8 protein-coding genes and 1 pseudogene are annotated in these 13,549 nt (G+C 73.6%); 2 read left to right on the forward strand and 7 right to left on the reverse strand.

Going from position 1 to position 13,549, the window contains the following annotated elements:
- Positions 1-11: 11 nt before the first annotated feature.
- Positions 12-448, forward strand: a pseudogene (locus ACIHCQ_RS09290) (SRPBCC family protein); the annotation flags it as partial.
- A 6-nt stretch (positions 449-454) separates the two neighbouring features.
- Here ACIHCQ_RS09290 and ACIHCQ_RS09295 read toward each other — a convergent pair.
- The 4 genes from ACIHCQ_RS09295 to ACIHCQ_RS09310 form a co-directional block, all read right to left on the reverse strand.
- Positions 455-1,435, reverse strand: a complete 981-nt coding sequence (locus tag ACIHCQ_RS09295) for an ABC transporter ATP-binding protein (RefSeq protein WP_399659432.1) — start codon at positions 1,433-1,435, stop codon at positions 455-457.
- A complete protein-coding gene (locus ACIHCQ_RS09300) occupies positions 1,432-4,329 on the reverse strand; it encodes an ABC transporter permease (RefSeq protein ID WP_399659434.1) in 2,898 nt (965 codons plus the stop codon). Before ACIHCQ_RS09300 ends, ACIHCQ_RS09295 begins: the two co-directional genes overlap by 4 nt.
- Position 4,330: 1 nt before the next feature.
- Positions 4,331-7,603 carry an FtsX-like permease family protein gene (locus ACIHCQ_RS09305; RefSeq protein ID WP_399659437.1) on the reverse strand — a complete coding sequence of 1,091 codons (3,273 nt, stop codon included), beginning with the start codon at positions 7,601-7,603 and terminating at the stop codon, positions 4,331-4,333.
- Positions 7,604-7,671: 68 nt separating this feature from the next.
- Positions 7,672-8,076 (reverse strand): globin, encoded by a 405-nt coding sequence (locus tag ACIHCQ_RS09310; protein ID WP_399659440.1) that lies wholly within the window; start codon positions 8,074-8,076, stop codon positions 7,672-7,674.
- Positions 8,077-8,187: 111 nt separating this feature from the next.
- Here ACIHCQ_RS09310 and ACIHCQ_RS09315 point away from each other — a divergent pair, with 111 nt between their 5' ends.
- Positions 8,188-9,195: a methyltransferase domain-containing protein gene (locus tag ACIHCQ_RS09315; protein ID WP_399659443.1), complete on the forward strand. Its 1,008-nt coding sequence runs from the start codon at positions 8,188-8,190 to the stop codon at positions 9,193-9,195.
- Positions 9,196-9,214: 19 nt separating this feature from the next.
- On the opposite strand, the gene ACIHCQ_RS09320 is transcribed toward ACIHCQ_RS09315, so the two are convergent.
- The 3 genes from ACIHCQ_RS09320 to ACIHCQ_RS09330 form a co-directional block, all read right to left on the reverse strand.
- Positions 9,215-10,537: an FHA domain-containing protein gene (locus ACIHCQ_RS09320; RefSeq protein WP_399659446.1), complete on the reverse strand. Its 1,323-nt coding sequence runs from the start codon at positions 10,535-10,537 to the stop codon at positions 9,215-9,217.
- 60 nt (positions 10,538-10,597) lie between these two features.
- Positions 10,598-11,956 (reverse strand): VWA domain-containing protein, encoded by a 1,359-nt coding sequence (locus tag ACIHCQ_RS09325; protein WP_399659448.1) that lies wholly within the window; start codon positions 11,954-11,956, stop codon positions 10,598-10,600.
- Between the two features lie 103 nt (positions 11,957-12,059).
- Complete coding sequence (locus ACIHCQ_RS09330) at positions 12,060-13,547, reverse strand: PP2C family serine/threonine-protein phosphatase (RefSeq protein ID WP_399659450.1); 1,488 nt, start codon at positions 13,545-13,547, stop codon at positions 12,060-12,062.
- Between the last annotated feature and the right edge of the window lie 2 nt (positions 13,548-13,549).

Raw genomic sequence — 13,549 nt, forward strand, 5'->3', positions numbered from 1 at the left:
GGCGCAACCTCGCCGCCCAGTACTACGTCGGGCACGGCGCGGCCTTCGCGAAGGGCGCGAAGGGTTTCACGGTCGACGGCGAGGGCTTCGACCGGCTGCCCGGCCTCGCCGAGGACCAGGACCGGCGCTACTACGCGGTCACCGTCAAACCGCAGGTCTTCATCAACCTCGTCCCGGACCATGTGATCGTCCACGGATGTTCCCGATGAGTCATGACCGTACGGTGGTGGAGTGCGACTGGCTGTACGCGCCGGAGGTGGTCGACTCGGGGCGGACATCTCGCGGTCCGTGGAGCTGTTCCACCGGGTCAATGTGCAGGACTTCGACGCGTGTGAGCGTACGCAGCCGTCGATGGACTCGCGTGCGTACCGGGCGGGCGGGCGGGGTGCTGGTGCCGAGCGAGCACCACATCGGCGCGTTCCACCGGTGGGTGACGGAGATGGTCGCCCAGCGGTCAGCGGGCCTGGTCGTCGTCCGGCCAGACCCCGATGTGGTCCCGCTCCAGCTCCAGCGCGACCCGGTGTTCCATGCCCAGCGCCCCGGTGTACTCGGCGGGCAGCTGGAGCCGCCCGGCCCGGTCCAGCATCGCGTACTCCCGCGCCACCACCGACTCCTGGCCGGTCGTCGCGTCGACCTCGGTACGGCGCAGCACCTCGGAGGAGGTGCGGCCGTCACGGATGGCGACCGTGCGCCGTACCTCGCCCGCCACCGCCTGGTCGTGGGTGACGATCACGATGGTCGTGCCCAGCTCCTCATTGGCCCGGCGGAAGGCAGCGAAGACCTGCTCGCCGGTGGCGGAGTCCAGTTCGCCGGTCGGTTCGTCGGCGAGGAGTACGGAGGGGGAGTTGGCGAGGGCGACGGCGATCGCGACACGCTGCTGCTGGCCGCCGGACAGCTGTCGCGGGCGGCGGTCACGGCAGTCGGCGACGCCGAGCATGGAGAGCAGAGACTCGGCGCGCTGAGTCTTCTTTTTGGAACGGCCGCGGAGCTGCATGGGCAGCGCGACGTTCTGGGCGGCAGTCAGATAGGGGAGGAGGTTGCGTGCCGTCTGCTGCCAGACGAAGCCGACGACGTCGCGGCGGTAGCGGAGGCGGGACACGGCGTCCATGGCGAGAAGGTCGCAGCCCGCGACCTTGGCGGCGCCCGCGGTGGGGACGTCGAGGCCCGCGAGGATGTTCATCAGAGTCGACTTGCCGCTGCCGGACGCACCGACCAGCGCCATCAGCTCGCCCTCCTTGACCAGGAGATCGAGCCCTTGGAGCGCCTGTACCTCCACACCGTCCGTCGCGCTGTGCTTGCCCGGGGGACGACCCCCGGACCCCCGATCGGAAAAGATCCGGACGAGACGGTCACAGGTGATCAGCGCGTCGTGCCCGTACGAGGGGCGGCCGCGGAGGGCCGCGGCCCGCTGCTCCAGTTCGGTGAGCGTGGTCATCGGGTGTACTGCCTTTCTCCTGCTCTGAGTTCGTTGACGGATCCCCGGCTGCCCGCCCACCACGCCTGCACGGCGGCGATCGCGCCCGCGAGCAGCACCACGCAGAGCGCGGGAACCCCCAGCGACCAGGCGTCGGCACGCAGCGGCGCACCGTCCACCGGGGCGAAACCGGGCGCGGCGGCCAGGGCGAGCCGGACCAGATCGACGCCGGGCGCGAGCAGCACGATGGTCGCCCACCCGACCAGCGCGCCCCCGACCGCGGCCAGCAGCGCCTGGGGCAGCGCTTCAAGACCGAGCAGCTGCCGCCCCTGCCCGGTGGTCAGGCCCATGGTGCGCAGCCGGGCGAGCAGGGTGGCCCGCTCGGGCGAGGTCTGGAGGAGGGAGAGGAGCAGGGCGAGTACGGCGTAGCCGCCACCGGCCACGATGGCGGCGGCGTAGACCTGCTCGGCGCCCTCCTGCATGGGCGAGTCGACGTACGCGGCACGCGCCTCGGCCCGCGTCTGTACGGCGATGTTCTTGCCGCCCGTACGGCCGACGGCGGCGCGGAGCTGCTCGCCGCTCACCGAGCCGCCGGTGACCAGGAGCGCGGTGGCGGGGGCGCGGCTCAGCCCGGCGGTGTCCACCAGCAGGAAGTCCCCGCCGGCGGGCAGGGCGGGGGTGAGGTCACGTACGGCGGTGACGCGGACGGTGATGTTCCCGGCGGTCGACTCGATCCGCTGGGGCCCGTCGCCGAGCCGCGCGGCGACGGCGGGTGAGGTGACTACGGGAAGCGCCGTTCCGGAGCACCGGTGCGCATCTGTCGCCCGCGCGGGCAGGGACGTGGTGTCGGCTGGACGGGACGTTGCTGTCGCCGGACGGGAAGTACCGCGGGCCCGGTCAGTCGCCCCCGCACCCTCCCCCGGAGTGCAGGTCAGCTCGCCGGCCCCCACCGGCCCCAGGCCCGTCCGGGCCGTCAGGCGTGCGTACGAGCCGGGCTCCACGCCGAGCAGGCGGACGCCCTTCGCCTCCGTCAGGTTCCCCTTGGCGTCAGGCAGAGACACCTGGTCCGCGACGTGGACCGGCGTCACCTCCCGTACGCCCTCCGTGCCGCGCGCCGCGTCCGTCGCGCCCGCCGGGAGGCCGACCGCCGTGGCCGGGGCCGTCACCCGGGCGTCCGCGCCCGTCGTCAGCAGGGCCGCGCGGTCCCGGGCGGCCGACACGCCCGCCAGGACCGAGCCGCCGAAGCCCGCCGTCGTCAGAGCGACCAGCAGCGCCAGCAGCGGCAGCGCCCCGGTCGCCGAGGAGCGGCCCGCGCGCGCCAGTGACAGGAAACCGATCGCGCCCCGCGACCGGCCGACCGGGCGGGCCGCCCAGCGCAGGGGCAGCGGATAGAGCCGTACGAGCACCAGCGCGGCGATCAGCCCCACCAGCACCGGCGCGGAACTCACCAGGAAGTCCGTGCCGTCGGTACTGCCGACACCGCGCCGCCGCAGCGCGGCCACCGCGCCCACGGCCAGCACCACCAGGGTCAGTTCGGCGACCGTACGGCGGCGCGAGGGCCGCGCCGAGGCGAGGTCGTCCCGGCCGCCGTACGCTTGCGGCTTGCGGTGCGGCACCACCGCGCGTACGGGCAGCGCCGCGCAGGCGAAGACCGCCACCACGGCCGCGCCCGCCAGCGACGGCAGCAACCGGGCGTCCGGCACCGCCAGCAGGGCCGCGAGCAGCCCGAGCGCAGCGGAAGGGACCGCCACCACCGCCGTCTCCGCGAGCAGCCGCCCGCCGATGCCGCGCAAGGAGCCGCCGCGCGAGCGCAGCAGGGCGAGTTCGGCCCGGCGGCGGGCCGCGATCAGGCCGCCCGTCATCGCGAGCACCACCGCCGCGACGGCCCCGATCCCCACCGCCGCGACCGCGACCACCGGCGCGATCGCGGACCGCAGCGAGGTGTACGAGGCGATGACGGCGGTCAGGTTGGTGCGCAGGGCGGCATTCGAGCCTGCCGCCTCGCGCACCGACAGCAGCCCCGGGCCGCGCGAGAGCGAGGCGACCTGCTCGCTCAGCGCCTCCGCGTCCTGCGCCCTCAACCGGCCGCCGTCGGCCGCCAACCGCCAGTAGTACTCCGGCTCGCCCGCCACGCCGAGCAGCACGGGCGCGGCATCGGGCGGCAGCAGCAGTGAGGCCTTCCAGTAGGGGTCCCCGGTCTCGGGCGCGACCTCCAGGGCGGGCGTACGCAGCAGCGGATCGACGGACCAGTAACCGCCCTGTGGGCGCAGCGGCTCCACGATCCCGGTGACCCGTACCGCCAGCGTCCCCCGCGTCTGGCCCGGCACATGAAGCACCGAACCGACCTTGATCCGCATGGCCTTGGCGGTCTGCGTGGTGACGGCCGCCTCCACCTGCGCGGTCCGCGCGGTCACCGGCTCCCGTGCGACGGGGTGCCTGCCCGAGCGCAGCACCGTATGCCGGTCCAGTTCCGCCTGCGCGGCCAGCTGGAACAGCGGCGGCAGCATCCGGGTCGGCCGGGGCAGCCACGGGTCGGTGACCGGTACGGCCACGGTCGTCCGTACCCCGTACGAGGACTCGGTGGGGTCGGCGCGCACCGGCAGTGGCAACCCCTTCACGATTCCCCGGCGGACGGCCGACACCGTCCCGGCGCGCATGTCCTTCTCGCGGGCGGGCTGCGGCAGTTCGAGACCGGGCACCGGGGCCGTCACTTCGAGCACCGTGCCGCGCGGCCCGGCGGCGGTGACGGCCTGGCGCAGCCCCTCCGTCTCGTACGACTCGACAGCGCGCGGGAAGGCGGCAGCGAGGAACGCCGTCAGCGCCAGCAGCAGGGCCAGCGCGCAGGCCGCGCCGGGCGCGGTGCGCAGGTGGGTGCGTACCCAGGGGGCGACGGCGGGAACAGTCCGAGAACGCATGTCAGTTGTCCCCCTGGTGGCGCAGGCTGACGGCCGGGTCCGCCCGGCGCAGCGCGATCGCGGCGACGATCAGCAGGGGCAGCGCGGCCACCCCCGCGAGGAGCGCGGCGACCTGCCCCGCGGGCAGCTCCATCAGCACCCGCGGCACCGGACGAGCCGCCTGACCGGTCAGTACGACGAGCGGCACGACGGCCCGCGTGAGTACCGCTCCCAGCGCCACACCGACGAGCAGCCCGATGGAGATGAGCAGCCCCTGCTCGGCGGCGATCAGCCGGGCGAGCCGCCGGCGCGGCGCGCCCAGCGCCCGCAATACGGCGAACTCCGCGGACCGTTCACGCATCGACCCGGCCGTGCTCACCGCGAAGCCGACCGCCGCCAGCGCCGCTGCGGCCACCGCCACGGCCATCAGCGCGGCCCGCGGCCCGGTGCCCAGTGGATCGCTCAGCAGGTCGTCGGCGGCCTCGTCGCGCACCAGGACCTGCGCCGGGTCGACTTCGGGGCGGGCGCGCAGGGCCACCGCGACCGCACCGGCCCGGCCCGGATCGGTGCTGATCAGCCACTCGTTGGGGGTGATCCGGGAGCCGGCGCGGTGGGCGAGAACCTGGTTGACGGCGCGCAGGTCCAGCAGCAGGGCCGCGTCGCCCTCCGCCGTCCCGGCGGCGGTCGTGGGCAGTGCTCGTACCGCCCGCGCGATCCGTACGTCGAGTGACTCGCCCGCCAGCATCACCGCGACGGTGTCCCCGGTCTTCGCGCCCGCGGCGCGCAGGAACGCGTCCGTGGCGACGGCGGCCAGTGCGGGGGCCTTGGGCAGCTGCGCGGTGACCCGCAGGCCGAGGTCCCCCGCCCCGGTGCCGTAGGCGACGGACAGCGGTGTACGGGCGGAGGCGACGGGCGACAGCGGGACCGCGGGCAGCTGCTGCTCTCTCCCGGACGTGGACGTGATCAGCTCACCCTGCCAGCCGAAACCGGCGGGCACGGCCACCGGCCGCTCGGTGCCGCGCGCGTCGGCGGACAGCAGCCGTTCGACGCTCAGCCGGTGCGACCCGGCCCGCGCGGACGGCTGGTCGTCCAGCCAGATCCCGGTCAGGGCGAGCGGCCCGGCCGACAGGCCAAGATCCAGGGTGAAGCGCCTGGTGCGGCCGTCGGCAGGCAGCTTGCCGACGACCATCCGGTACGACAGCCCGTAACGGTCCTCCAGCACAGCCGTAGCCGTGGGCGCCCTGCCCGACGGTGAGTTGGCTTCCGTACGCAGCCGCAGATCGAGCGCCAGCCGCCGCGCCGACGCGGGCAGCGGCAGCCCGGGCCGCTCGGCCTTCGGTGGCGCGATCGCCCCAAGAACCTTCCCCGGCGGCCCGTCGCTCAGATCGTCGCGCAGCAGCAACTCCTCGTCGGCGTGCGCGGTGTCCACGGCCAGCACGGTCGCTGCCCCCGCCCCCTCGCCCGAGCCCGACAGATCCATGGAGTCGCGGTGGGCGGGGGCCGCGTCCCGTACGCCCGGCAGCGCGGCGTAGATCCCCGCCCGGCCCGGCTCACCGGCCCCGACGCCGACCATCCGGACCGCGGCCCCCGTTCTGAAGTCCGCCTGGTCGCTCTGCGAACGGTCCCAGGACGCGCTCTGGCCGATCGCCAGCATGCCCATCGCCACGGCGAGCACCAGCAGCAGCACCGGGCCCGCGCCGCGCAGCGGCCTGCGGCTGAACTGCCAGCCCGCGAGCGCGGCGGCCAGCCCGCGGCCACCCGCGGCCCGCCGTTCCGCGAGCCGGGCCGCGGGCGGCAGCAGGCGCAGCGTCAGTACGGTGCCCGCGAGCAGCGCCAGCGCGGGGGCGGCGACCAGCAGCGGATCGATGCCCAGCTCGCCCGCGCGGTCGCTGCTCAGTACTCCGCGCCGGTCCAGCTGCCAGTACGCCACCGCGGCGATCACCAGCAGCCCCACATCCGCCCCGGCGCGCACCGGGGCGGGCAGCGCGGCGCCCCGTCCCCGCCCGATACGCAGCGGGCCCGCCGACGACGCGAGCGCGAGCGCGGGCGCCACGACAGCGGCGGCACAGGCCAGCGCGACCCCGGCCCCCACCAGCCAGACCGAGCCGGACGGCGGCCCGCCGAGGTCCATGCCGATGGAGCCGAGCGAACTCCGGTCCGCCAGCAGCCCGGTGAGCGGCCCCGAGAGCAGCGGCGCGCAGATCGCGGCGGGCACGGCCAGCAACAGCGCCTCGATCGCGGCGAGTGAGGCGATCCGCTGCCGCGAACCGCCGCGGGCGCGCAGCAGATCGGTCTCCCCGGCCCGTTCCGTACTGAGCAGCCTGGACACCAGCAGCAGCGCGTACGCGGCGAGCAGCACCAGCTGTACGGCGACGATCGCCAGCGTGGAACGGGAGACCAGCAGCGCCCGCTCGATCCGGTCGAGCACGACCGGCAGCGAGGTCCGCGCGGTCGCGCCGCCCGTGAACACCGGGTCGGCGGCGAGCGCCTTGGGGCCGCTCCCGGCAGCGTTGCGCAGCGCGTCGATCCGGTCGGTGCCGACGCCGCGGAAGTCGGCGGTGGCCAGCCATGAGGTCTCGTCGGTGGCGATCCGGCCGGAGGCGGCCAGGGCGGCAGGGTCGGTGAGCAGCGGACCGTAGGTGGTGAAGGCGACCTTGCGTACGCCGCGCCCGTTCAGCGAGTCCAACTGCCAGTACGGGTCGGCCGGGTCGGCGGGCCGGTACAGGCCGCTGACCGTGACCGCCAGCGGCTTGTCGGTCAGCCGGTCGGTGAGCGTGATCGTGGCGCCGGGCCTCACCTTCAGCTGGAGAGCGGCGGTTTCGGGCAGGGCGACCTGAAGGCCTTCAGGGCCCGGCGCCGAAGGCCAGTTGCCCTGGCTGAGCCGTACGCGGGAACGGTCCAGCACGGCGAAGTGCGTCAGATCCGGCTCGCCCTCGCGCGCGGCGGCCGTCTGGAGCGCGCGGGGCAGTGCGTACGACCCCGAGCGCTCCAGCTTCCGTACGGTCACCGGCAGTCCGTCGAAGGTCCGCCGCGCGCCGCGTTCGACTGCCCGGTCCGCAGACTCCGCAGACTCCGCCGACTCCCGCTTGTCGGCCGGTGCTTGGCCGGTGGTGACGGTGAGCGCGACGGATGCGGCGTCGCGGGTGCCCAGGGTGTGGCGCAGCGCCGCGTCCCCGATCGAGCCGGAGAAGGCGGCGAGGGCGGACAGGACGGAGGCGGTCAGCAGTACGGCGAGAAGCGCGGCCGTGAGCAGCAGCCGGTGCGCGCCCACGCGCAGCAGTATGAACCCCGTCATGCGCCTGTCACCCGTTCCCCCATGACCGGATGCTTTCAGAGGGCACCGGTTAAGGGAAACCGCTTACGCTACTGGTCCGTGTTCACCATGGAGGCCGCGGCATACGTGAGGTAGTCCCACAGCTGCCGTGTGTGCTCCTCGGAGAGTCCCAGCTCCTCGACAGCCGTACGCATATGGGTCAGCCAGGCGTCGTGCGCGGCCCGGTCGACGGTGAACGGCGCGTGGCGCATGCGCAGCCGCGGGTGCCCGCGGTTGTCGCTGTAGGTGCGCGGGCCGCCCCAGTACTGCATCAGGAAGAGCACAAGCCTCTCCTCGGCCGGACCCAGATCCTCTTCCGGGTACATCGGCCGCAGCAGCGGGTCCTCGGCGACACCCTGGTAGAAGCGGTGGACGAGGCGCCGGAAAGTCTCCTCGCCGCCGACCTGCTCGTAGAAGGTCTGCTCTTGAAGGGTGCCGCGCGGAATCTCGTTCACCTCTCCATCGTCTCAGACGCGGGGGCGGAGGACTCAAGGCCTAGGACCACCCCGGCGGCATGCTCGGGCCGCATGCTCGCCTCAGCGGCGGCGGCGCAGGACAGTGGAGGCATGAGTGTGCCTCTGGAGCGGTTCGCCGAACCCGCCGCCGAGGCGCGGCGGTCCCTGGTGCGGGAGATCGTCGCGAACGGCGGGCTGACCGACCCGGCCTGGCTGGCGGCGTTCGAACAGGTCCCGCGCCATCTGTTCGTGCCGTACTACTTCGAGAGCCGGGTGGGCGGCTACGAGCGCCTGTGGTGCCACGACCCGGATCCCCTGCGGCGGGTGCGGTGGCTGAGAGGCGCGTACCGCGACGGGCCGCTCGCCACCCGCGTACGCGACGGCGAACTGGTCTCCTCCAGCAGCCAGCCCTCGCTGATGGCCAGGATGCTCGAAGCGCTCGACGTACGGGACGGCCAGACCGTCCTGGAGATCGGCGCGGGCACCGGCTACAACGCCGCGCTGCTGTCGCACCGGCTCGGCGACGACAGGGTGACGACCGTCGATCTGGACCCGGAGATCACCGAGTCGGCGCGGTCGCATCTGGCCTCGGTCGGCTACCACCCGACCGTGGTCACCGGCGACGGCGCGCGCGGCTGCCCGGAGCGCGCCCCCTTCGACCGCATCATCGCGACCTGCACCCTGTCGTCCGTGCCGTTCGACTGGCTGCCGCAGTGCGGGCCACAGGCGCGGATCCTCGCTCCCCTCTCCACCGGTCTGATCGCGCTGCGGGTGAGCGACGACAGCCGCGGCAGAGTCGCGGAGGGGCACTTTCTGCGGTTGCCCGCCTACTTCGTGCCGCTGCGCGGCGGCGAGTCCGCCCCGCCGGGCCACTTCGGCGGGCTGCCCAGGCACGCGATCGAGAACGACCTCTTCCGCTTCCTGCTGACCCTGACCGCGGGCAGTCTGGACCCGCACGAGGCGCTCTCGCTCTGGGAGCTGGAGCGGCGCCCGGAGCGGGACCGCTTCGGGATCACGGTGAGCGGTGACCATCAGTGGGCCTGGCTGGACGACCCTGAGGGGCCGTACGCCTGGCCGCTCGGGCGGCGTCCGAGCGGCTGGACCGACGCCGCGCTCTAGCCCGCTGGTCCGCCGCCGGCTAGCCCCGGCGGATCGTGATGGTCGTCCAGGCGCCTACGTGGACCCGGTCGCCGTCGTTCAGCGGGATGGGGACGTAGGGCTGGATCGGATCCTCGGCGCCGTTGAGCGTGGTGCCGTTGGTGGAGTTCTGGTCGACGACGGCCCAGGAGCCGTCGGGCTGCTGGACGAGCACCGCGTGCTGGTGCGAGACGCCCGGGTCCTCCGGCGGTACGGACAGGTCGATATCGGGTGATTCTCCCGTGGACTGCCGACGGCGGCCGATGGTGATCTGGTTGCCCGCGAGCGGCAGTTGCTGCTCGGGGGAGTACGCGGGCAGATTCAGGCCGGTGGCCTCGGGGCCGCTGCGCTGCATCATCGCCAGGAAGTACTCGCGGTCGGGCGCGACGACGGCGGTCCAGCCCGCGGGCGGCTGCTGGGCCTGGTACGGGGGCGGCTGCTGCTGGCCGGGGTGCTGGCCGGGGTGCTGACCTGGGTGGCCGGGGTGCTGGCTCTGCTGCTGACCGGGCTGGGCGTACGGCGGCGGCGTCGTCTGCTGCTGCATGGGCGACGGCATCGCCTGCTGCTGCATCGCCTGCTGTTGCATGGGCTGCTGTGGGCCTTGGGGCGCGTGAGGCCCCTGCGGCGTTGGTGGTGCCTGCGGCGCCTGCGGCTGCGAGGGCGGGGGCAGCACCCAGTCACCGCCGGTCGGCTGCCCGGCCTGCGGGAACGCGGGCGGAGTCGGCGGAACCGGCTGCTGCGGGAACCCCTGCGGCTGGTGCTGGGCCGGCGGCTCGTTCATCAGCGGCTCGGCGGGCCGGTTCACCTGCGAGGGCCGCGAGCCCTGGTACTCGTACGGATCATGCCGCTGCTGAGGTTGTTGTGGCTGCTGAGGCTGGTGCGCCTGGCGCGCCTGGTGTGGCGAATGCGGCTGCTGTGGCTGCGGCGGCTGCTGCGGATGTTGCTGTTGCGGTGGCGCGGGCGGCGGCCCCGGCTGGGACTGGAATCCCGGCGGCAGGTTCAGCCCGGGAGACGGCTGCTGGGACGGGGCCAGCGGGGTGTACGACGTCGCCGTGTGCGTCAGGAAGTTGTACCGGCACTCCTCGCAGAACGGGGCCATGGCCTCGCGCGGGGTGCGGCACTGCGGGCAGAGCTCGGCCTGGGCGGTGGCGTTCGGATCGCCCATGCCGGGGCCCCCGCCCGCGCCCGGGTAGCCGTACGCCGGTGGTGGCGGGGGAGGCTGCGGGACCGAGCCCGCGGGAGCGCCGGGACCGGCCATGCGGTGGCCACAGACCTCGCACCAGTCGTCGGAACCCGACTGGTGTCCGTTCGGGCAAGTCGGCATGTCGGCGTCTCCCCCTCTCCTCGTCCGGCCCGAGGGCCGTTCGCATCCTGCTTGAGCTGGCTATTTCTTCACACGAACCGTCTTGGTGGAGCGCGTTTCGAGTGTCATCTCGTCGGCTTCCGCGACCTTCGCCTTCAGTCGCACAGTACCTGTCGCTACATCGACAACGTCCACCACCTTCGAAAGCAATTTCGCGGTGTCCTCGTTCCCCGAGGCGGCGGCGAGCTGTACCGCACGCCCCAGTTTGGCCGTCGCGCCGTCGAAATCGCCCGACTTTCGGGCATCAAGTCCCTGTTGGATGACTTGTGCCAGTTCGGCCTGGCCTGTGTAGTGCGCGACCTGGGGGTTCATTGACGTGGACGCCACCATGTCGTCCGTCCACACAGCCCGTACAAGCCCCTGCGAAAGTACCTGCGGAGCGCCGCCGTCCACCGCCGGAATGATCAGCGAGACGCGGGCCGCGAGCATTTCCTGCCCGATTCCGGCCTCCGGCACCTGTACACATACGTGGTAGTCGCGCGACTCGTCACCCCAGGAGCCGGTCGGATAATCCCCGGCCCGTGGCCCCGCCTCCGTGCGCCGCCCGGTCAGCTCCTCCACCGTCGGCGCCACCTGCTTGACGTACTTGATCTGTACGCCGACGGGGGTCCAGAGCCGCAGCGCCACATCCGCGACACCCTTGCTCATCGCGTTCACCATCATGCTGGTGAAGTCAACGGCCAGCTCGGCCGGGTTGGCGACGATGTCCGCCGTGCCCAGCAGCGCGGAGGCGATGCCGGTGACCTCCTTGACCTCCCAGTCCGTGCCGACACCGCGGGCGTCACAGGTGAAGCGGCCCGAACTGGCCTCCAGCGAGGCCCGCAGATCCTCCGGCGACTCGTGCTCGTTGCGGCCGTCGGTGAGCAGAATCCCGTGCCTTATGGTGCCTTCGGAGGTGGCGAGTAGCCGGTCGGCCAGCCGCAGCCAGGTGCCGATCGCGGTGCCGCCGCCCGCGGTGAGCCGCCGCAGCTCCTCCTTGGCCCGGGCGCGGGTCCGCCGGTCGGCGATCGCCAGCTTGCCGTCTCCCGGATAGACCTCGGTCGCCACATGCGTACCGGCGACCACCGCGAAGGCAACGCCGTCGCGCAGAGAGTCGATGGCGGCGGCCGTGGCGTCGCGGGCGTTGCGCATCTTGGTCGGCGGATAGTCCATCGAGCCGGAGCAGTCCACCATGATCACCACAGCCGCGTCCGCCGCCTGCCCCGGTACCGACGAAGGAGAGGCTGACGCGCCCATGAGCGGAGCGCCGCCGCTGGTGCCGCCGCCGGTGGAGGTGACCGTGACGATCGCGTTGACCTCGCGTCCGCCCTCCGGCAAATATTCGTTCTGATACACATCGACCGAGAACTGCGGCACCTGGGACTTGGCGAAATTAGCCATCTGATGGGCTCCTTGAGGCCACTTGGCAGGGAGAAAGTCAGGCGTTACGGGTGTCCTGCGGGCAGCGTTCCGTTCGCCGGCGACTCGCCGGACAAAGAGGGGCTCAAGCCTTGTTGTAGGGCGATCCTGCCCCTGGCTGCTCCACGGCGAACGGCAGGATTGCCACTGTTACGTTGTCGTGGCCCCCGCCGTCGAGCGCATGGCCGACCAGCACCTGCGCGCTGTGCAGCGGACGCCCGGCGGCGTCGGCCGGGATGGCCTGGGCCATCTCGTCGGCGCCCTCCGCGTAGTTCCACAGGCCGTCGGTGCAGACCACGACCACACCGGACCGGTCCGGCTTGAACGAGGCGGTGTGCGGATCCAGTTCATACGCGTCGGCGCCCAGCCAGCCCGTAATGGCGTGGGCGCGCTCGTCGGCGTACGCCTCGGCCTCGTTCATCAGGCCCGCGGCGACCATCTGGGCGGCCCAGGAGTCGTCCTCGGTGAGGCGGGCGGGCGGGCCGCTGCGGTCGTCGGGGACCCAGTACGCGCGGCTGTCGCCGACCCAGCCGATGACCAGCAGACCGGCGGCGGCCACCGCGCCCACGATCGTGCACGCGGGCGCGTTCTGGTGGCGGTGCGGTTCGGGGTCGAGGGCGGAGGGGCCCTGGTCGGGCTCGGCGGCGAGGGCGTTGACGGCCTCGGAGGCGGCGATGATCGCCTCGTGCATGGCCTGCTGCGGGTGCGTGCCGCGCGGGAGCGAGTCGAGCAGCAGTTCATTGGCGGCGATCGCGGCGGCCTCGGAGGCCTCGTCGGGGCGGGTCGCCGACGAGACGCCGTCGCAGACGATCGCGACGACGGCGGGCGTGCCGTCGGGCAGGGCGGTGGAGGAGACCGCGAACGAGTCCTCGTTGCGATGGTGGCGCAGCCCACGGTCGCTGACGACGGCGACCGAGCCGAGCTCCTGCTCCATGTGGTCGCGTTCGCGGGGCTGGGCGTGGCCGCAGTTCTCGCAGTAGCCGTCGGTGTCGACATGGCCGGCGCGGCAGGCCACGCAGACCTTGGTGCCGGGCGGCGGCGGGAGCGGCGGGGCGACGGGGTCCACGGCGCGGGGATCGGCGGCGGGGATGCCGTAGCCGGGAGCGGACGTGGGTACGGGGGCAACGGGTGCGGGAGCCGGTGAGGGCGCGGGCGCAGGCGCGGGCAGCTCGAAGTCGCCACTCGACGAGCCACCGGGCGTAGCACCACCGGCCGTAGCGCCTGGCGACGCGTCGGCGGACGGGTCATGGCGGCCGGACGGGGCGTCGAACCGTACGGATGCGGCGGGCAGTTGCCCGTCCGGGTGCGCGCCGAGCGGTGCGCCGCCCGAGTCCGTGCCCGGCAGGTCGCTGCCCAGCTGCACGGGCGCGGGCGTGCCCGCGGTGTCCGTCCCGGTGGCCGCGGGCCACGAGCCACCCGTGCCGATGGCGATGGTGGGGTGGTCGTCCGGCGGCGCGGACACGGCCGACAGGTCGTACCCACAGGCCCCGCAGAACAGGTCACCCGTCTCCAGCGGCTCCGTGCAGCTGGGGCATGTCGACCGGGCGGCCGGCTGGTGCTTCTGCGACGACATCA

The organism is Streptomyces sp. NPDC052236, assembly GCF_044548015.1.
Classification (GTDB): Bacteria; Actinomycetota; Actinomycetes; order Streptomycetales; family Streptomycetaceae; genus Streptomyces.

Bases quoted from the DNA above. Each gene is read 5' to 3' on its own strand.
- ACIHCQ_RS09295 (WP_399659432.1), bottom strand. From the start codon at position 1,435: ATGACCACGCTCACCGAACTGGAGCAGCGGGCCGCGGCCCTCCGCGGC.
- ACIHCQ_RS09300 (WP_399659434.1), bottom strand. From the start codon at position 4,329: ATGCGTTCTCGGACTGTTCCCGCCGTCGCCCCCTGGGTACGCACCCAC.
- ACIHCQ_RS09305 (WP_399659437.1), bottom strand. From the start codon at position 7,603: ATGACGGGGTTCATACTGCTGCGCGTGGGCGCGCACCGGCTGCTGCTC.
- ACIHCQ_RS09315 (WP_399659443.1), top strand. From the start codon at position 8,188: ATGAGTGTGCCTCTGGAGCGGTTCGCCGAACCCGCCGCCGAGGCGCGG.
- ACIHCQ_RS09320 (WP_399659446.1), bottom strand. From the start codon at position 10,537: ATGCCGACTTGCCCGAACGGACACCAGTCGGGTTCCGACGACTGGTGC.
- ACIHCQ_RS09325 (WP_399659448.1), bottom strand. From the start codon at position 11,956: ATGGCTAATTTCGCCAAGTCCCAGGTGCCGCAGTTCTCGGTCGATGTG.
- ACIHCQ_RS09330 (WP_399659450.1), bottom strand. From the start codon at position 13,547: ATGTCGTCGCAGAAGCACCAGCCGGCCGCCCGGTCGACATGCCCCAGC.